Origin of the sequence: Paucihalobacter sp., from assembly GCF_036825875.1 — a bacterium.
Classification (GTDB): Bacteria; Bacteroidota; Bacteroidia; order Flavobacteriales; family Flavobacteriaceae; genus Paucihalobacter.
This window is the reverse complement of the sequence record NZ_DAISXK010000015.1, coordinates 1-18,024: the sequence shown is the minus strand read 5'-3', so window position 1 is coordinate 18,024 and position 18,024 is coordinate 1. Positions and strand designations below refer to the sequence as shown.

The window sequence follows — 18,024 nt, the reverse complement described above, 5'->3', positions numbered from 1 at the left end:
TTCAAATATGCATTCTATTAAAAACTTTATCAACAACCACAAAGAAACCTTTATAAACGAACTTATTGAACTGCTTAAAATTCCTTCAATAAGTGCCGATTCTGCCTATAAAAACGATGTGCTAAATACAGCTGAAGTTGTTAAACTCAGATTACAAGAAGCAGGTTGTGACCTTGTAGAAATACATCCCACCGATGGTTATCCCATTGTGTATGCCGAAAAAATAATTGATCCCAAACTGCCAACGATTTTAGTTTATGGTCATTACGATGTCCAACCGCCCGATCCTATAAATTTATGGCACTCACCGCCGTTTGAACCAGTGATCAAAACAACCGAGTTGCACCCTAATGGTGCCATTTTTGCCCGTGGTGCCTGCGATGATAAAGGACAAATGTATATGCATGTTAAAGCCATGCAATTTATGACTAGCACCAATCAATTGCCTTGCAATGTAAAATTTATGATTGAAGGTGAAGAAGAAGTGGGAAGTGTCAACCTTGCAACCTTCGTGAAAAACAACCGCGAGAAATTAGCCAATGATGTGATTCTTATTTCAGACACGGGAATGATTGCCAATGATGTGCCTTCCATCACCACTGGTTTACGCGGACTAAGTTATGTTGAGGTTGAAGTAACCGGACCAAATCGAGACCTGCATTCGGGTCTATATGGAGGCGCCGTAGCCAATCCTATAAATATATTGGCTAAAATGATTGCCTCACTTCACGACGACCATAATCATATTACCATTCCAGGTTTTTATGATAAGGTTGAAGAACTATCGAAAGAAGAACGCGCCGAAATGGCGAAAGCACCCTTCCGTCTTGAGAATTACAAAAAAGCATTAAACATTAAAGCGGTATACGGCGAAGAAGGCTATACCACCAACGAACGCAATTCCATAAGACCGACCTTAGATGTTAATGGTATTTGGGGCGGCTATACTGGTGAAGGCGCCAAAACAGTGATTCCTAGCAAAGCTTATGCTAAAATTTCCATGCGATTGGTACCACATCAAGATTGGGAAGACATCACTGAATTATTCAAAACTCATTTTGAAAGCATCGCACCGAAAGGCGTAACGGTAAACGTAAAACCACATCACGGCGGACAAGGTTATGTAACGCCAATTGACAATATTGCTTACCAAGCCGCATCAAAAGCTTACGAGCAAACCTTCGGGAAAACCCCAATTCCACAGCGCAGTGGCGGCAGTATTCCAATTGTTTCACTGTTTGAACAAGAGTTAAAAAGCAAAACGATTTTAATGGGATTTGGATTAGATAGCGATGCTATACATTCGCCTAATGAGCATTTTGGTATTTGGAATTATTTGAAAGGTATCGAAACAATTCCATGGTTTTACAAATACTTCACAGAACTAAATCAGTAATTACTCTTTAACAATTTTATAAGTACCAGTCTTTTTATCGGTTGAAACAGTTACAAAATACACCCCAGAAGACCATCTACTTATATCTAAGGTTACGCTGCTTTTTAGGCTGTTTTTAGATAAAACTATTTTGCCAGAAACAGACTTTATTTCAGCCTTAAAAAGTTGATTAGAGGCTAAATTTATTGTTATGTTAGATGCGCTTGGATTTGGGTAAATTGTAACTTCATCTTTATTAAACGTTTCTAATCCTAACGTTGCAAACACAAAACAATCACTTAATTCTGTGCATGAAGCCTTAGTAACCTCAACGCGATACGTTCCATTCGCGGAAGGTAAAAATGTTTGATTGGTTTCGTTTTCAATCGGTAAATTGGTATTACAATCAATCCACTGATAAAGTGCACCCGTTTGATTCGAACTAATGGAAGTTTCGGTAGTATTAATCGTATTATCAATTTCCAATAAACTACCTTTAGTAGCAGTGTAAGCCATAACTAGCTTGGTCAGTTCATGAAAATAAGGCAAATCTAAAGTTGATAATCGATCATTTGAGGTGTGATAAAAAGGCGTTTGATCATTTGTTTCCCAAGACTCGCCCACCAAAACAGCCGAATAACCGACATCCCAAAATCTGGAATGATCACTAAAAGTAGTTCCTGGATTGACGATGATTGGCGGTTTCAAATCAAAAGTATAAGTATTAAAAATAGTCACAATATCATCCTTCATAGCAATAGAACCTGCTATATTTCTAACATCAATATCCCATTCGTTATCACCTGGTGTTCCAGGTTCATCGCCGTCGTAACCAATCATATCCATGTTAAGTACACCTAAAATATTATCGCCATTTGTGGCGGCCAAATCGGCATAAAATTCTGATCCTCGCAGTCCAATTTCTTCCTCATCCCAAAGTGCATACACAATGGTGTTGTCCATACATTGGGTGGATAGAATTCGAGCAATTTCCATTACCGCAGCCACACCAGTGGCATTATCATCGGCACAAAATGTAGTGACAGAGTCGTAATGTGCACAAATAATATAAATATCATTTGGATTGGTTTGCCCTATTTGGGTGGCAATAATATTTCTACCAACGCTATTAAAAGCTTGGTCCTCGATAGTGAAATTATCCAGCTGCATCAAGCGTTCCTTAATATAATCGGCTGCTAAATCGTTGTTATTTTGAACCCGTGTTGTAATGGTGACTGTATTACCATTAACAGTAGTTGTCTGTTCGCCAGAAAGCTCACTAACAGTTAATTCCAGATTACTCAAATCAACCTGATTAATAAGATCCTGTACATTTTGTGCTTGTATAACAACACAAAACAATAGACTGAAAAGGGATGAAATAAATAGTTTGTTCATTTTGGGCGCCATATATTTAAGAACAAAGATAAGAAATTCAGAGAATTGTATAAATGTTTATTATTTATGACATAAATTTAAAGTAAAAAACATCACTTCTATTAGGAAAACAAGTACCTATTGGCTAATTTTTCTGTTTTCAATTGTATTTAATCTAAATTTAAACTGTCAATCATCTCTTGCTAATGATGCCAAAACCCAAATCCTACAGGTTCTAAAAACCCAAGAAAACGCCTGGAACAAAAGCGATTTTGAAGGATTTATGCAAGGTTACTTACAATCAGATTCATTAAAATTCTATGGACGAAACGGCTTAACCAAAGGTTGGCAAAATACCCTCACCAATTATAAAAAATGTTATCCTACCGAAGCCGAAAGCGGCACACTTCGCTTTAAAATTAATGACATATCACCCATTGAAAACAACAGTTACTGGGTGATGGGCGAATTTTTCCTTGAACGCACGGTCGGTAATGCCAATGGCGTATTTATCCTCATCTTTAAAAAGATCAATGGTAAATGGAAAATTGTTGCGGATATGACGGCTTAAACTAAGCTGCTGTTTCTTCTGATTTGAAATGTTCGTAAAGCTCCTTACAGCCAAATCCGACTATAGATAACCGTTTGTTTTTGGTGATTGATAAGTTGTGTAAATTAACCAAGGCTTTTACACCGTAATGGTCAATGGTCTCAACCCCGTCAATGCTCACAGTCAAGGATTCAAACTTTTCAAACACATGCAGAAAAGTTTCATTAAACAAATCTAAGTTGCCTTTATTCAAGCTGCCTTTTAATTTGTAAAAGTTGTTGTAGTTTGTAATTGATAATTCCATAAGATAGGTTTTTAAAAAATAACTTGGCGCTAATAATCTATTGATTATAAACTAAATATCCAACTATTATAATGAAACCTGAATTATATTCGACCAACGTCAAATAAATATAGAAATACAGTTTTAAATTGTTATTTTTATCGATAAATTACACTGGTTTTTAACTGAGTAAGTAAATATAAAACCGATTCGTACGATTTATTTCTTCACTTTTCACTATAGCTTTTTAACATATTTAGTTATAATGACTATTTGTTGCCCATCCACTTTACCTTCGATATATTCAGCATTTTCAGGGTCTAATTTTATGTTCCGAACAGCGGTACCTTGCTTAGCTATCATACTGGAGCCTTTTACTTTTAAATCCTTTATCAACACCACCGAATCACCTACTTCTAAGCTTACACCATTAGCGTCTTTATGGATGATTTTGGAGGCTTCATCTTCAGCATCACCATCTGCTTTTGCAAAAGCCAAAGTATCTTCATCTAAATACATCATATCGAGTAAATCCTGCGGCCAGCCTTCGGACTTCAATCTGTTTAGCATACGCCACGATAATACTTGAACAGCGCGGTGTTCACTCCACATACTATCATTTAGACAACGCCAATGATTAGAATCTACAGTAATTTCATCTTGAATCTGATTTAAACAGTTTTTACAAATTAGTACTGAATTTTCAACGGTTTGATGCTGCGATGGTGGCAACTTATAAAAATGTAAAGGTTGATCAGATTTACACAACTCACAGCAATTATTGCTTCTTTCTTGAAGCATTGGATTTATATTCATATTAATTTGTTTTTAATTTTAATGGAATTTAGAGCGACTCTCGTATTTTTTTAGGCAGTGACTGAAACACCAAGTCATACGAATCATCGATAAATTCGTATATGAGTTTTACAGAGAGTTCGCCAGTATGAATGTAAACACTGTTCCATAACTTTTTATGCATGTGGTATCCTGGCTTAATGCTTTCAAATTGAGCTCGTAATTCTTCAGCATAATCTGGATCACATTTAAGGTTAATATACGCTTCCCCTTTTTCCCATTGCGACAAAGAAGCTAGGGCAAACATTTTACCTGCAACCTTAAACACGAGCACATCCTCATCAAATGGAAAGTGTTCGGTAACGGCTTTTTTGTTGAGACAGTAAGTTCTATAATCTTCTATATTCATTTTATAACCTTGGTTGCTTCGGCTTCTAATTCCAACGCGGAATAATCTAATTTCCATCCAATCGTTTCTACAATATGCTGCATGATAGCGATGGCTTCTAAGGCTTCTCTTTGAGCGGCACTAAACAACCCGCTTTCTGGAATTTTAGCTTTGATGTGTTCTTTAGTTTGCGCTGTGAGTGCCGTCATATCTTCAGCATCAAATTTATTAAAGGCACCGTTTTTTATATCGTAATAATTGAGATTAGTTTCTATTGAAAGAACTTCGGGTTGTGGGAACTGCGACAAAATTACTGTCTTTGCTTTACTGTTAGTTGTTATGATTATTTTACTTAAATCGAAGCCAATGTGCGCCTTAGCTTTGATAACAACTAAGGCCTTTTTTTTACTAATGACCAATTTTAAAAACTTCTCTTTTACGTCTTCGTGATGGTATATTTCCGTAAAATCACCTTCAACTGTAATGAATTTACAAACCTTTTTTATTTTATCTAACAGTATTACAGACTGGTTTCTAGTGAGTTGTTCGTTTTTTTTGGTTTTGAAATAATACCATACAGTTCCTGAAATTAAAACACCTATAATGAGTCCCAAAAAAGCTTCCATTACTATAAGATTTTATATAAAATTGGTTTGCTTGGTGTGGCATCGTTTTCAAAAGATGCTATTTGCAAATTTAACATATAAGAACCATCTGTTATAGTGTTTGGCACAAAAATAAGTTCTGTAATAGTAGCATCTAACCTTAAGTTTCCTTGAGTATTCCAAAAGGCGTTGTGCGCAAGTAATTCTCCTTCATCCTGTTCCTTATCAACACTTGGTAAATCAGTTAACCAATGTTTCACCCCTAAAGATTTTAAGAACCTAGCTGATTCTTCTAAAAAATATGGCGGATTGGAGTTTGAATACTGCTGACTTAACTTTTCGGCGGTATTTGGGATGGTTCTAATCACAACGGCATCCGGCCTCTTGCTTCCTAAAGCGAACTGTAATTGCTTTTTTGAAATTACAAAATCGTCATTAAGCAAGGTTGGTGCAATTGTTACTAACTCCGCATCAAAGAAAAATTGTTTTAAATTTTGATTGATTGAATGAAAATTCTCGGTGATATGTCCAACACATTCGGTATGTGTTCCGTGCGCATGCGGATTGAAAAAGATGTTATTAAAATTAACGGCAGCACCTTGCTTTACACTACCTATCCAATCTTCAATTTGAGCGGGTTCAATTTTGGGATGACCCAAATACCAAGCGTTAACATTTTGATTTGAACCAGTTATGGGTATTGAAATGTCTAAGGGTTTTGACAGATCGATGTTGATAATTGATGATTTAGTTTGAATGGTTGCTTTCATTTTTTACTTCGTTATAACCCTCTCAGGGTTTGGAACCCTTAGAGGGTTTTGTCTACTCCAAAATTAAAGATTTAATCTCATCGGATGCGTGATTTTTTGAATGATAGAATTTAAAGTTACTTAAGTCATCAAACATCTCAATTACTTCATCTCTTAATAAATAGGTAGGCTTAGATGAAACAATGGTATGATAAGATGACCAATTATAATCTAAAATATTATCCGTTATTTTATGATGAACAGGATTGTTGTGAATATAAAATATCAATTTTTGAAAATAATTCTGAGATGATACAATTTTTCTTTGAAATGGTTTTTCAAAGACGCTTCCCGTTCTATTGTAAGTTTTATTAATGCTTTGGTTATAAGCATTGAATAAATGAGAGAATTGCTTTGAAGGATTTACTTTTTCCCTATCCACCTTGATGTTTTTAGAGTACGTTAATGTATCTAATTGAATTTCATCAAGTTCTTTGATGCGAATTAAAAAATGAAAATGGTTTTTTAATAAGCACCAACAAAATGTATCGGCAATTGGGTGAATATATTTGAGATATAATGAAAGAAAATAGGTGTAGTTTATATCCTCAAAAAAAATAATGTCTCCGTTATTTCCTTTGTTGTAAATATGATAATAGTACCAAAATTCAATAGGTTCCAATGAAGCCATTTAAGTAAATTTTCGATTTTTACCAATATGAACCCTCTCAGGGTTTAGAACCCTGAGAGGGTTTTCAATCAATACACGGTTTATAAATATAATTATTTTTTCAATTAACAGATTGGTGACCTTTATGATTTTCTATTAAATACTGAAACTCTCAAAAGTTAAAAGACATAGAAACTTGAAACTTGAGAGGGTTTTACCAATTAACTTAAATTCAACATAAACAAATCACTTGCGATACCATCACTCAAAAATTTCCCGTTTTTGGTGATTAGTAATTTATCATCATCAAGATACAATAAATGTTCAACAATATGTTTTTGTGCTTGCTGCAAGAGATATTTTTTATAAGATTTCCCAAAATCCACCTCAACTTTTGTAAGCGAAACTCCCCAAATAGTGCGTAAACCAGTCATAATATATTCGTTATACGCATCGGTTTTCGTGAGCGTTTCAATTTCGTTTGGCAAGGTGTTATTTTGAATGGAATTGATATAAATTGAATTATTGCGTATGTTCCAACTACGTTGTGTGCCATTAAATGAATGTGCCGACGGACCTATGCCTAGATAGCTTTTGCCTTGCCAATAAGCCGAATTATTTTTGCTGAAAAATCCTGCCTTGCCAAAGTTGGAAAGTTCGTAATGAATGAAATCTGCATCATTCAGCTTTTCAAGTAAAATGAGAAATTGGGCTTGCGCCATAGCATCGTCTACATTCTCAATAATTCCTTTACTTATAAACTTACTGAGTGCCGTTTTGGGCTCTACCGTTAAGGCATAACTAGAAATATGCGGTATGTTAAATTGCAGGGCTGTTTCTATGTTTTGCATCCAGCGCTCATTGCTCATTCCTGGGATTCCGTAAATTAAATCGATGGAAATATTTTCGAAATGGTTTAAGGTTTCGTCTAGACATGCTTTAGCTTCCTCAGCATTGTGGGCGCGATTCATCAGTTTTAAATCTTCTTCAAAAAAGGACTGAATTCCGATACTCAGTCTGTTTATTGGCGATGCCGCTAGTTGCTTTATTTTTTCTTTGGATAAATCGTCGGGATTGGCTTCTAAAGTGATTTCGGGAGCTGAAGCTACCTTGTAAAACTTGTAAACCGAAGTCATAATTTGGTCAAATTCTTCCAAGCTTAATAAGCTTGGCGTGCCACCACCAAAGTAAATAGTTTCTACAATGGTGTTTTTAAATTCACCCTTGCGCATTTTCAGCTCATTTATAATGGCTTCAACCATTAAATCCTTCTTCTTAAAAGAAGTTGAAAAGTGAAAATCGCAGTAGTAACAAGACTGCTTACAAAAGGGAATATGAATATAAATGCCAGCCATTATTTTTTAACTCTATCATCATTTTGTTTCACAAAACTTGCCCAACCGGTATAGCTTTTTGCACCTTCAACTTTACCTTCATTGTAAAAATGACAAACAGCTGCCGCCAGACCATCGGTAGCATCTAAATTTTTCGGGAGTGTTTTTAAGTCTAGCAAACTTTGTAACATTTTAGCCACTTGTTCCTTGCTGGCGTTTCCGTTACCAGTAATGGACATTTTTATTTTTTTTGGGGAATATTCGGTAATGGGAATCTCGCGGGATAATCCAGCTGCCATGGCTACTCCTTGCGCTCTACCGAGTTTGAGCATACTTTGTACATTTTTACCAAAAAATGGGGCTTCAATAGCGATTTCGTCGGGGTGATGCGTATCAATTAATTCAATGGTGCGTTCAAAAATTAGTTTCAATTTTAGGTAATGATCGTCATACTTTTTTAAATCTAACTCATTAAGCTGCATGAATTTCATGGTTTTACCAACCACTTTTATAAGTCCAAAACCCATAATGGTGGTTCCTGGGTCAATTCCTAAAATAATTTTTTCTTTAGACATGTTAACAATACTGACAGCCGCTAATGGCGAAAGTCACTCCAAAGGTAAGGTATAATAAATCGCCATTAAATGAAAACCCGTCAACATTAACATCGTATTTATCGTTTCCTGCTAATGAAAATGCATACGATAGATCCGTATAAATGGAAAGTCCGCGCGATATGCGGTAATGAATCTCGCCACCAGCCAACAAATTAAGATAGGTATAGGTATTGTTACTATAAGGTGCCAAAGGGTTTGTTAAACTAATTCCAGGACCTACATGGCCAACTAATTCTATTCGGTCTGGAAGAAACCCTAATACATTGGTAGCATTATAAACAATTTGCGCATTTACCCGCGTATAATTTAGCTTAAATTCTAAAGAGCCATCTGCGTTGGAAGCGCGGTTAAAACCAAAATCTAATTTCGCCCCCCAATCGCGTTTAAACATGTGTTGAATACCGATATTTACTGAAGGTATATTAACATATTTTGAAAAGTAACCGACGTTAGAGCCATCGTCAATTGGGTTATTAAATCCTATGGCAACTTGGCCTTTCCAACGCTCTGTATCAAGTTGTGCAAAACTTGTTTTTAAACCACAAACAATGAAAAAAAACAAGACTATTAATTGGTTTGCGCTTTTCATGTGATATTATTTAGTTTAATTTGTAAGGATGCTTAACAACCTGCCATACAAATCTAAACAATTCTTTTTTGTACTTATAAAATTAAGTATCGTAGCAGGTGCATTTTATTTTATTTTTCAAAAGTTATCAGATACTAAACAACTCAATTGGATTGATTTTATTGATCTTCTAATAGAAAAAAATGTGTTCTCTGCTCGGAATATATTCTTTCTAATCATGTTGAGTATGCTTAATTGGCTATTTGAAATTTTAAAATGGCAGTTCCTTGTCAAAACAATTCAACCAATAAGTTTTAAACGTGCCATGGAGCAAAGTTTAGCTTCGCATACTGCTTCTTTAATTACACCGAACCGCATTGGCGACTATGGTGCTAAAATGATTTATTTTAAGTCTGAATTCAGAACAAAAATCGTTATGCTGAATTTGATTGGCAACTTATCTCAAATGACGATTACTGTAATTATTGGGGTAGCTGGACTTCTCTTTTTGGTAAATCAACACCCAATTACAGTCGATTATTTTAAGATTATACAATTATTGTTGTTTGTAATTGTTGCCATAAGTTTAGTTGGATACTTATTGAGAAGAACACCTTTCATAATAAAGGGATTCTCTTGGGCTGAAATCAAAATATTTTTTTTGCAACTGTCTCGAAAGCTTATTCAAAACGTATTATCACTTTCGTTGTTAAGATATTTAATTTTCTCGTTTCAATTTTATTTACTGCTGCTTTTATTTGCTGTAGAACTGAACTATTATAACGCAATGATCATAATAAGCAGTATGTATTTACTGGTTTCTGTTATTCCAATGTTATTCATTTTTGATGTGGTGGTAAAAGGTGGCATTGCGCTGTTTTTATTTGAATTTGCTGGTGTAGATGCGTTAATTATTTTGAGTGTTATAACACTTATGTGGCTATTAAATGTTGTGGTTCCTGCCGTTTTTGGAAGTTTTTATGTGTTGAATTTTAATGTGGTTAAACCTTCGGAATTGTGAGTGCCGTTCTTATTTTTGTTCTCCTACTATACGCTATTCTCATCATTGCTTTAGCTGTGGGTTTTGAACAAGTAAAGGATTTCCAATTAAAACCCGAAATTCCAGCAAAGAAATTTTCAATTGTCATTCCATTTAGAAATGAAGCCGATAATTTACCGCAATTGTTACAAAGCATTCAAGCATTGGACTATCCTGTTGATTTATTCGAACTCTTTTTTGTTAATGATGAATCTAACGATAACTCCACACAAATCATCAAATCGACACTTGTCAATTCTTTAATAAATTTCACAATTATAAATAATATGCGCACAAGTGCATCCCCAAAAAAAGATGCCATCTCAAGTGCTATTAAGTTATCAAATTTTGAATGGATCATCACCACCGATGCCGATTGTGCGCTGCCAAAATTATGGCTGCAGTATTACAACAATTTCATTAAGGTCAATAACTCTGATTTTGTCGTTGGGCCCGTGAATTATCATGACAATCCAGGATGGTTTAGAGCATTTCAAGCCTTAGATTTTATGAGTTTACAAGGTACGACTATTGGATCTTTTGGCTTGAAACAAGGATTTCTATGCAATGGCGCGAACTTAGCTTACAAAACATCATTATTTGAAAATCTTAAGGGCTTTATCGGTAATGACAATGTAGCAAGTGGTGACGATGTGTTTTTACTGCAAAAGGCTATGATAGCAAAGCAATATAAAATTCACTATTTAAAATCGGAAAAAGCCACTGTGCACACCAATCCAGTTGCCACTGTTAGTGAGCTTATGGCACAACGCATTCGCTGGGCTTCTAAAGCAACTGCATATACAAGCTGGTTTTCTGTTCTTACAGCAATGGTTGTTTTCGCTACCAATACTGCCTTAGTTTTAGTACTGCTGTTTGGACTCATCGGTTGGATTTCGGTTAAAACAATTCTTATCTTATGGGTTGGAAAGGCAATTCTAGACTTACTTATTTTATATAAAACAGCCGACTTTTTCAATCAAAAAACTATTTTAAAATATTTCATAATCAGTTTTTTAATCTATCCATTTTTTAATATTTATGTAGCGTTTAGTTCGTTTTTTAAAGGTTATAATTGGAAAAATAGAAGCTTTAATAAATAACGACTTTTTAATTTATTTTTGGTAGATTAGCTTCAACTTAAACCCAAAGAAAATGAAACGCTTTTTCTTAATTATTAGTGTACTCTTAATGTTTATTCAATTAAAAGCGCAAGAAACCTATACCGTAAACGGTCAAGATTTAGTTTTAAAAACTGAGGTTGAGGGCGAGTTAGATTTGCTTTGGAACATAATAAACAATCAGTACCGCTATTTTGTGCGCACTTCTGATGGTAACATAATTGAATTAACCAACACTAAAGACACATATAACAACTACCAAGAAGAATACAAAGCGGTTTTGGCTGAACTGACATCAGGCAGTACTTTCGACATGAAAAAACTAAGTTTAACACTGTTTGAATTGCGTGATTTTTTAGACAAGTATAATAAAACTAAAGATAGTAATTACACCTCTAATGCAACATTCGATAAGATACAATTGCGTACAGCCATTTTTGGTGGTATTACCAATCATCCTTTTGTTGACAATCCGGAAAACATAAAAACTACACTTATTGGAGCTGAGTTAGAAATTTTTGGCACTTCAGATATTCCAAGACATTCTGGCTATATTCAACTACGAAACACCTTTGAAAACAATGATTTCGAATTCAAAACCACCGAAATTTCTCTTGGATATCGATTGCGGTTTATCAAAACTAAAGCCTTAAATGTTTTTGGAAATTTCACTTTTGCAACACTCAGTTTTACCAGCGCACAAGTACCCGATTTAAACAATCTACCAGCTACAGTTAAAGAAAGCGCCACTTCTTTTGATGTGCCTTTAATTTTTGGTCTTGGAGCCGATATTCGCGTCAGCGAAGGTCATTTTATAACTTTGGGATACAATGAGCTTTTTGCCTTATTAATTGATAATCAAAGTAATTTTCCAATAGATTTTACACTTGGTTACCGATTTAATTTATAATTATTCGTAAAGGTCAATTAAATTTTTCATAACCACTTAATCTGTTTTTAACACAATGGGAAGTTTGAATTCTGTGGCTACGGGCTGACTTCTTTTAATGGCGGGATATAACTTCGGTAAACTATCAAAACTACTCAAAATGATACTATCTATATTTTGAATTTGTTGTCGGGTTGTTTCCTTTATTTTTAGGTGATTGATGGTCAGTTCTCCTGTATTACTGCAGTTTAAAGTAAGTAAGATAGTGTCCTTAATACTTTCAGAAACTATCAAAACCTGATTGGCAAGATTTTGATTGATATGTTTAATTAAAGCATTTTCAAAGCAGTATTTTTTATCAGATTTAGTTGAAGCTTCTTCGCAGTTTTCGAAGGTTGGATAAACATCAACCTCATTCCAGTTAATAGTTTCTAATTCCTCTTGAATAATGGTATGGGCATCGACCTTATTTTTTTCAAAATAATCACAAGATGCCAAAATCAAAACCAAAAGAATACTTAAACGCTTCATGAATATTGAACTGAAGCCGAAAAGTACGATTTTTTTAAAAAGAAACTAAATTTAGTCTTCTTGTAAAAATTGTTTATCATATAAAACTTACAAAGATTGATTTAACTGAATGTTTAGTAAAAATTAAATTTTTAGTTCAAAATGTAATAATTTTAACACCCAACTGTCAAACAAACTAAATCTTATACTTTGGATTACTTTCTTATCATTTTCGGATTATTACTCATGATTATTGGTGTATTGGGCAGTGTTTTGCCAGTATTGCCTGGTCCGCCATTAAGCTGGATTGGATTGTTATTACTTCATCTTACAAGTATTGTTCCGAGAGATAACACTTTTTTAATCATCACTCTTTTAGTGGCTATTGCCGTATTGGTTTTAGATTATATTATTCCAGCAGTTGGCACCAAGCGATTTGGGGGGAGCAAGGCAGGTATGATTGGCACTACACTTGGGTTGGTGGTTGCAATTTTCTTTCCAGTTTTCGGAATTTTTGGTATCGTAATTTGGCCATTTATTGGCGCTATCATTGGTGAACTGATCAATAAAAGCACTGGCAAAAATGCCATGAAAGCAGCCTTTGGATCGTTTTTTGGCTTTTTAGCTTCTACACTTTTAAAGTTTATTGTGGCGGTTGTTTATTTTGGCTTTTTCATCAAAAGTTTGATAATCTACGGTGGCGAATTATTTTAAAACACAAAACCTAACAGCTAGTGGCTATTAGGTTTATGTTCTTTGCTATTAATTCAACAAATTCTTAGAGGGATATATAAATACTTGTTGACATTTCAAATATAGAATCTATAAAATAAATTTTGATGCGGAAAAACCGTAAACTTGATGCGGAAAAACCGTAATATTGAGCAATAGTAATGGTTTCAAGCGTTTTTAAAATTGAAGAAAATTGAATTTTAACAGTTTTTTTATAGAAATCCTTTGTCTTTGGCTTCCTTTAGTAGTGTTTCGTCCTTGCCATCCTCAACACCGAACAATAATTTGAGTTGTTTTTTGCGCTTTTCAATAGCACTCATAGACAAATCAATGTATTCGGTAAAACTTCTGGTTTTTATTCCTTGAGATAACAGATGAAGGATTTGCCGGTTGATATCGTCCACATACACTTTACTTGTAACACTGCGTTTTAAAAAGTTGCTTACAGTACTGCTATAGTATGGCGGAGAAGTTAATACATGCTGAAAAGCTTCGGCCAATTCGTAGGAGGTTAAATCGCTTTTGATTAAAAATCCTTCGGGATTGATGGCTTTTATAATGTTATGAATCCGAAAAGATTCGTTAAACATTGTAAGTATGATTATTTTAGAATCTGGAAGCAAATCTCTGGTAATTAAAGCCAAGTCTTCGCCCGAGTTAATGGTGCCATCTTCTGAAGCAGGTAAACTAATATCAAAAAAACATACATCGTAAGGGTTGTCATTTACACTTCTTTGCAGCAAGTGATTAGCCGCGTCGCATGTATTGGCTGTGTGGATTAAATATTCGTAATCGTCCTTTTTTGTAGCCATCAATACATTTTGATAGCCTTCCAAAATAATTGGATGGTCATCGACCATTAAAATATTAATTCGTTGCTGACTCATGTTTTAAGTTTAATAGTGGCACCGTTACGGTAACAGAGGTTCCTTTATTAACTATAGATTCAAATTCAACATTGCCACCCAATTCTGCAATGCGCGCATTGATGTTTTTATGACCGATGCCTTTTTTACTTTTGGCTATGTCAAAACCAACACCATCATCTTGTATCGTTAAGCAAATTACATCATTTTTTAGTTTTATGCCAATTTTCACGTGTTTTGCTTTAGCGTGTTTATAAATATTTTGAAGTGATTCTTGGGTTATACGGTATAAATTGATTTTGGTTTTGTTTGAAACGGTTTCCCAATGGATAAAATCGTCACTCTCAAAATCGTAAGTTAAATTATAGGCCTTGGTTTGTTTATCAATCAGTTCGAATAATATTTCTGTAAATCCTGAACCCGAAATAAAGTCGGTATTAAGGTCGTGAGACACTTGCCGAATGTCTTGTTCAATTTTCATTAAATCCTTAATATGCTGCGCTCGTGTTTTTATAGAGTCCGCGTCGGTATTAAAATTTAAGCTATCTAAAATAAGTCGCGTCCCGAACATTCTGCCCAAAACACCGTCGTGTAATTCTTGTGAAATACGTTTCTTTTCGTTGACTCTTGCTTCGTCAATTTTATCTTGTTGCGATAGCATTAGGTTATAGATTTCTTCGTTGGCGCGTTGTTGCTCTTGAATAAATTTAAGCTCTTTATTTTTTGTGCGCTGGGCAATAATTATATAGACTAAAACAGCGGCAAGTAATAATACAATTGATAATATAATCAACCAAATACGTTCTCTTGTGATTCGTTTATTTTCAGCCTCAAGCTGGTCAGTTTCAAACTTGATACGGGCAAATTTGTTGCGAATGTTGCGCTCGTGATTTAACAAACTATCCGATAATCGGATATGTTCATTCAAGTATTTTTTACCTTCTTCACCTTCGTTTAGCCGCGATAAAATGTTAAGCGATTCTAAAAATATTTCGTTTTGCTTGATGCGTTTGGCCAATTCATAGGTTTCATTGGCAAACTGCAAAGCTTTTTCTTTGTTCTCGATACCTTCGTAATAGTTTGCCTTGCTTACTATTACTCCTAACTTTGTCACATCATCTTGAAGGCTATCACTAATAACCAAAGCTCTATCAAACATTGTTTCAATTTCATCGTTTTGAACACCATCAATCAAAAATTTTGTAATGGCTTTACTTTCTAAAATAAGAGCATAAAAACTAGGGTCATCTTCAAATAAATTTTTAGTGGTTAAAATTTCGTTGTATATACCAAGGGCTTCCTTATAATTTGATGATTCCCTTAATGTGAAAGCCTTATTATTTAATGCATATAGTTTGTTATAAAGGCCATCTTTCATTTTATTTGCTATAGCAATTGCTTCGTCAAAATAAGTCAATGATTTCGGGTAAATCTTTAAGCCTCTGGAATTCAATGCTAATCCATTGTTAAGAATCCATAAATCGTCCAGAACGTCCTCGGATATTGGTTTTTGTTGTATAATTTTTATAGCCCGAATAGCACTTTCATCGGAGCCTATAAAGTCCTTTTCTTGGCGTTGTATCTTCGATAAATTCATAAGGCTCCTAGCAACTTGGTCTAAATTATTACTTTTCTCGAATCTTTCAACAGCATTTGAGTAATAGTAATAAGCACTGTCATTGACTTGGTTAGACATAAACAAAAAGCCCTTATAACTATTTAAATAACCTAAGTCATAATCGAACTTACCTTGGACTGCAAGTTTTAATCCTTTATTAGCATTTTCTAAAAATAATTCTTGATTATTGCTGTTTAAATAATAATAAGCTAGGCGTCTGTAGGAAACCACAATAAGAGAGTCATGCCTAATATCTTTGCTTAGTTTCAAGGAAATATTAGCGTATTCTATAGCAGTTTCTAAGGAAGGATTACTTTCTAATAATATTTTATTTAATTTTAAAATACTATCTAGGCTCCTAGAGGAATAGTTAGTTTGCGCAAAGAATCTGCAGATAGAGAAAAAGCATATAACACTAGTAACAATAAATAACTTCAATTTTATTTCAATTGTAAATGCTCTCAAAGTTAAAATAAAAACTTGAACTCGCTCTTCTTTTATGGAATAGAAAACCATCTCTATTATTCATAAAGATGGTTAGATTTCAATTGAGAATATTAATAAAGAAATATAGAACTACTTAGTTTAACCGTTTGATTCTAATTTAGCCTTCTCTTTGGCATGCACCAATAAATTCAAATCGATGCTATTCTGTTTCACGTTTACAGCTTCATTGGTTGTTTGATCAGCACTAGTTCCGGATAGGGTTAAAACCAATATGGCTAATAATAAAAAAGTGATTTTTAGAGTTTTCATAATTTTTGGTTTAAGGTTATTTATTTTAGTCTGTTACAATACAAAAAATACCGACCTTAAAAAGGCCAATTGAGGGAAGGGAATGGACTAATTGAGATGTGACAAACGCGTTGCCAAAGCTCGTACAAAAACTCTGAGGGATGTTTGGCAATTAAATGCCTTTTAGTAAAATGGATTGTTAATTCCTAGAAAAGTGTGTTTGGGGCTTTTAAAGGAGTGTCAAAGAAGCAACAAAATTAGCAGGATAGAAAATAAATCCGATAAAATGCGTATTTCATCGATGAAATGCAACTTTTAATCGAATTTATAATTTGAAAGGCTTGAATAATAACTAATTAATTAACAAGTAAAGAAAAATAAATAAAAAATATGATTTCTCTTCGCAAAATTTCTTTGAAATATTTCAAATAACAGCTAAGATTAACCTCCAAATTCAAAGTAATTTCAAAATAAAATTGGATTTAAACAAAAAAAGTGATCCGACAAAGGCGGAAAAGCTTCTAAATGATCCTACTACAGATCTTCCCGAAAAATCGGGACAACACAACATTTTTTCTCTTGTTTTAAGAGATTCCCTCCCGATCGCTATCGGGATCGTGGGAGTTTGGCGGTCTGGAACCACCAACAAGTTGGGGTCACAGCGGGACTCGAACCCGTCCCCAAGCCCGCTTGGGGATAACAGGGCGACATTCTAACCTTTATTTAAAATATTTTTTGGAGATTTTAGAAGCTCCAATATCTGTAAGTGGCTATACTTTTTCAACAACCGTTCTCGAATTAAAGCTTCTTTCTTAGTTTCGAAATTCTCAACATAAACCAATTCCCAAGGACCTTTATTTTTAGTGAAGCGACTGCCTTCCAAATGGTGTTCTCGCAATCTACTTCCTGGATTTAATGAATAACCTTTATAGTAAATGTCTCGCGAAGAGCTATATATTATGTAAGCAAAATGAATCACTCTATATTTCACTTTAAACAAAAAAAGCTCTCCGACAAAGGCGGAAAAGCTTCTCAATGATCCTACTACAGATCTTTCGCCAAACGACGAACAACACAACATTTTTTCTCTTATTTAAGAGGTTCCCACTTGCGTAGGAATTTGGCGGTCTGGACGGGACTCGAACCCGCGACCTTCGCCGTGACAGGGCGACATTCTAACCAACTGAACTACCAGACCGTTGC

At 34.4% G+C, this 18,024-nt stretch carries 21 protein-coding genes and 1 tRNA gene; 6 read left to right on the top strand and 16 right to left on the bottom strand.

The features are described from left to right. The first annotated feature begins 7 nt into the window (after positions 1 to 7). Positions 8 to 1,396 carry a dipeptidase gene (locus V7Z48_RS06260; protein ID WP_334112544.1) on the top strand — a complete coding sequence of 463 codons (1,389 nt, stop codon included), beginning with the start codon at positions 8 to 10 and terminating at the stop codon, positions 1,394 to 1,396. Here the strand turns inward: V7Z48_RS06260 and V7Z48_RS06255 are convergent, their stop codons facing one another. Next, entirely contained in the window at positions 1,397 to 2,773 is a 1,377-nt protein-coding gene (locus tag V7Z48_RS06255) for a M28 family peptidase (RefSeq protein WP_334112543.1), read from the bottom strand. It abuts the gene before it with no gap. A gap of 262 nt (positions 2,774 to 3,035) precedes the next feature. On the opposite strand from V7Z48_RS06255, the gene V7Z48_RS06250 reads away from it, so the two are divergent. Next, entirely contained in the window at positions 3,036 to 3,323 is a 288-nt protein-coding gene (locus V7Z48_RS06250; RefSeq protein ID WP_334112542.1) for a hypothetical protein, read from the top strand. Position 3,324: 1 nt separating this feature from the next. Here V7Z48_RS06250 and V7Z48_RS06245 read toward each other — a convergent pair whose 3' ends face one another. From V7Z48_RS06245 to V7Z48_RS06205, 9 genes are all read right to left on the bottom strand, one after another. Next, on the bottom strand, positions 3,325 to 3,606 hold the full coding sequence (locus tag V7Z48_RS06245; RefSeq protein WP_334112541.1) for a hypothetical protein: 282 nt from the start codon (positions 3,604 to 3,606) through the stop codon (positions 3,325 to 3,327). Between the two features lie 216 nt (positions 3,607 to 3,822). Then, a complete protein-coding gene (locus V7Z48_RS06240; protein WP_334112540.1) occupies positions 3,823 to 4,401 on the bottom strand; it encodes a PhnA domain-containing protein in 579 nt (192 codons plus the stop codon). Between the two features lie 28 nt (positions 4,402 to 4,429). Beyond that, a complete protein-coding gene (locus V7Z48_RS06235; RefSeq protein WP_334112570.1) occupies positions 4,430 to 4,789 on the bottom strand; it encodes an MmcQ/YjbR family DNA-binding protein in 360 nt (119 codons plus the stop codon). Continuing rightward, positions 4,786 to 5,394: a DUF4230 domain-containing protein gene (locus tag V7Z48_RS06230; protein WP_334112539.1), complete on the bottom strand. Its 609-nt coding sequence runs from the start codon at positions 5,392 to 5,394 to the stop codon at positions 4,786 to 4,788. Before V7Z48_RS06230 ends, V7Z48_RS06235 begins: the two co-directional genes overlap by 4 nt. A gap of 2 nt (positions 5,395 to 5,396) precedes the next feature. Next, positions 5,397 to 6,143 (bottom strand): cyclase family protein, encoded by a 747-nt coding sequence (locus V7Z48_RS06225; RefSeq protein ID WP_334112538.1) that lies wholly within the window; start codon positions 6,141 to 6,143, stop codon positions 5,397 to 5,399. Positions 6,144 to 6,195: 52 nt separating this feature from the next. Then, positions 6,196 to 6,813, bottom strand: coding sequence for a hypothetical protein (locus V7Z48_RS06220; RefSeq protein ID WP_334112537.1), 618 nt, complete (start codon positions 6,811 to 6,813; stop codon positions 6,196 to 6,198). Positions 6,814 to 7,013: 200 nt separating this feature from the next. Continuing rightward, on the bottom strand, positions 7,014 to 8,147 hold the full coding sequence (hemW, locus tag V7Z48_RS06215) for a radical SAM family heme chaperone HemW (RefSeq protein WP_334112536.1): 1,134 nt from the start codon (positions 8,145 to 8,147) through the stop codon (positions 7,014 to 7,016). After that, a complete protein-coding gene (gene ruvC / locus V7Z48_RS06210) occupies positions 8,147 to 8,701 on the bottom strand; it encodes a crossover junction endodeoxyribonuclease RuvC (protein ID WP_334112535.1) in 555 nt (184 codons plus the stop codon). Before ruvC ends, hemW begins: the two co-directional genes overlap by 1 nt. Position 8,702: 1 nt before the next feature. Further along, on the bottom strand, positions 8,703 to 9,332 hold the full coding sequence (locus tag V7Z48_RS06205) for a cell envelope biogenesis protein OmpA (protein WP_334112534.1): 630 nt from the start codon (positions 9,330 to 9,332) through the stop codon (positions 8,703 to 8,705). Positions 9,333 to 9,360: 28 nt separating this feature from the next. Between V7Z48_RS06205 and V7Z48_RS06200 the strand changes: the two genes are divergently transcribed. From V7Z48_RS06200 to V7Z48_RS06190, 3 genes are read left to right on the top strand one after another with little or no spacing between them, the layout of a single operon-like run. After that, positions 9,361 to 10,332 (top strand): hypothetical protein, encoded by a 972-nt coding sequence (locus V7Z48_RS06200; RefSeq protein ID WP_334112533.1) that lies wholly within the window; start codon positions 9,361 to 9,363, stop codon positions 10,330 to 10,332. Beyond that, complete coding sequence (locus V7Z48_RS06195; protein WP_334112532.1) at positions 10,329 to 11,453, top strand: glycosyltransferase; 1,125 nt, start codon at positions 10,329 to 10,331, stop codon at positions 11,451 to 11,453. Before V7Z48_RS06200 ends, V7Z48_RS06195 begins: the two co-directional genes overlap by 4 nt. Before the next feature lie 52 nt (positions 11,454 to 11,505). Then, the gene (locus V7Z48_RS06190; protein WP_334112531.1) at positions 11,506 to 12,381 is read left to right on the top strand and encodes a hypothetical protein; all 876 of its coding nucleotides are present in this window, start codon (positions 11,506 to 11,508) and stop codon (positions 12,379 to 12,381) included. 36 nt (positions 12,382 to 12,417) lie between these two features. Here V7Z48_RS06190 and V7Z48_RS06185 read toward each other — a convergent pair whose 3' ends face one another. Continuing rightward, on the bottom strand, positions 12,418 to 12,891 hold the full coding sequence (locus V7Z48_RS06185) for a hypothetical protein (protein WP_334112530.1): 474 nt from the start codon (positions 12,889 to 12,891) through the stop codon (positions 12,418 to 12,420). Positions 12,892 to 13,080: 189 nt separating this feature from the next. Here V7Z48_RS06185 and V7Z48_RS06180 point away from each other — a divergent pair, with 189 nt between their 5' ends. Next, complete coding sequence (locus V7Z48_RS06180) at positions 13,081 to 13,584, top strand: DUF456 domain-containing protein (RefSeq protein ID WP_334112529.1); 504 nt, start codon at positions 13,081 to 13,083, stop codon at positions 13,582 to 13,584. Between the two features lie 230 nt (positions 13,585 to 13,814). Here the strand turns inward: V7Z48_RS06180 and V7Z48_RS06175 are convergent, their stop codons facing one another. The 5 genes from V7Z48_RS06175 to V7Z48_RS06155 form a co-directional block, all read right to left on the bottom strand. Beyond that, the gene (locus V7Z48_RS06175) at positions 13,815 to 14,489 is read right to left on the bottom strand and encodes a response regulator (RefSeq protein WP_334112528.1); all 675 of its coding nucleotides are present in this window, start codon (positions 14,487 to 14,489) and stop codon (positions 13,815 to 13,817) included. Continuing rightward, positions 14,470 to 16,524, bottom strand: coding sequence for a tetratricopeptide repeat-containing sensor histidine kinase (locus V7Z48_RS06170; protein ID WP_334112527.1), 2,055 nt, complete (start codon positions 16,522 to 16,524; stop codon positions 14,470 to 14,472). Before V7Z48_RS06170 ends, V7Z48_RS06175 begins: the two co-directional genes overlap by 20 nt. A gap of 147 nt (positions 16,525 to 16,671) precedes the next feature. After that, the gene (locus V7Z48_RS06165) at positions 16,672 to 16,842 is read right to left on the bottom strand and encodes a hypothetical protein (protein WP_334112526.1); all 171 of its coding nucleotides are present in this window, start codon (positions 16,840 to 16,842) and stop codon (positions 16,672 to 16,674) included. 691 nt (positions 16,843 to 17,533) lie between these two features. Then, entirely contained in the window at positions 17,534 to 17,902 is a 369-nt protein-coding gene (locus tag V7Z48_RS06160) for a GIY-YIG nuclease family protein (RefSeq protein WP_334112525.1), read from the bottom strand. A 40-nt stretch (positions 17,903 to 17,942) separates the two neighbouring features. After that, positions 17,943 to 18,019 (bottom strand) — tRNA-Asp (locus V7Z48_RS06155). Positions 18,020 to 18,024 lie beyond the last annotated feature (5 nt).

Bases quoted from the DNA above. Each gene is read 5' to 3' on its own strand.
- V7Z48_RS06165 (WP_334112526.1), bottom strand. From the start codon at position 16,842: ATGAAAACTCTAAAAATCACTTTTTTATTATTAGCCATATTGGTTTTA.
- V7Z48_RS06260 (WP_334112544.1), top strand. From the start codon at position 8: ATGCATTCTATTAAAAACTTTATCAACAACCACAAAGAAACCTTTATA.
- V7Z48_RS06235 (WP_334112570.1), bottom strand. From the start codon at position 4,789: ATGAATATAGAAGATTATAGAACTTACTGTCTCAACAAAAAAGCCGTT.
- hemW (WP_334112536.1), bottom strand. From the start codon at position 8,147: ATGGCTGGCATTTATATTCATATTCCCTTTTGTAAGCAGTCTTGTTAC.
- V7Z48_RS06230 (WP_334112539.1), bottom strand. From the start codon at position 5,394: ATGGAAGCTTTTTTGGGACTCATTATAGGTGTTTTAATTTCAGGAACT.
- V7Z48_RS06245 (WP_334112541.1), bottom strand. From the start codon at position 3,606: ATGGAATTATCAATTACAAACTACAACAACTTTTACAAATTAAAAGGC.
- V7Z48_RS06250 (WP_334112542.1), top strand. From the start codon at position 3,036: ATGCAAGGTTACTTACAATCAGATTCATTAAAATTCTATGGACGAAAC.
- V7Z48_RS06205 (WP_334112534.1), bottom strand. From the start codon at position 9,332: ATGAAAAGCGCAAACCAATTAATAGTCTTGTTTTTTTTCATTGTTTGT.
- V7Z48_RS06190 (WP_334112531.1), top strand. From the start codon at position 11,506: ATGAAACGCTTTTTCTTAATTATTAGTGTACTCTTAATGTTTATTCAA.
- ruvC (WP_334112535.1), bottom strand. From the start codon at position 8,701: ATGTCTAAAGAAAAAATTATTTTAGGAATTGACCCAGGAACCACCATT.
- V7Z48_RS06160 (WP_334112525.1), bottom strand. From the start codon at position 17,902: ATGTTGTGTTGTTCGTCGTTTGGCGAAAGATCTGTAGTAGGATCATTG.
- V7Z48_RS06200 (WP_334112533.1), top strand. From the start codon at position 9,361: ATGCTTAACAACCTGCCATACAAATCTAAACAATTCTTTTTTGTACTT.
- V7Z48_RS06220 (WP_334112537.1), bottom strand. From the start codon at position 6,813: ATGGCTTCATTGGAACCTATTGAATTTTGGTACTATTATCATATTTAC.
- V7Z48_RS06175 (WP_334112528.1), bottom strand. From the start codon at position 14,489: ATGAGTCAGCAACGAATTAATATTTTAATGGTCGATGACCATCCAATT.
- V7Z48_RS06185 (WP_334112530.1), bottom strand. From the start codon at position 12,891: ATGAAGCGTTTAAGTATTCTTTTGGTTTTGATTTTGGCATCTTGTGAT.
- V7Z48_RS06225 (WP_334112538.1), bottom strand. From the start codon at position 6,143: ATGAAAGCAACCATTCAAACTAAATCATCAATTATCAACATCGATCTG.
- V7Z48_RS06240 (WP_334112540.1), bottom strand. From the start codon at position 4,401: ATGAATATAAATCCAATGCTTCAAGAAAGAAGCAATAATTGCTGTGAG.
- V7Z48_RS06255 (WP_334112543.1), bottom strand. From the start codon at position 2,773: ATGAACAAACTATTTATTTCATCCCTTTTCAGTCTATTGTTTTGTGTT.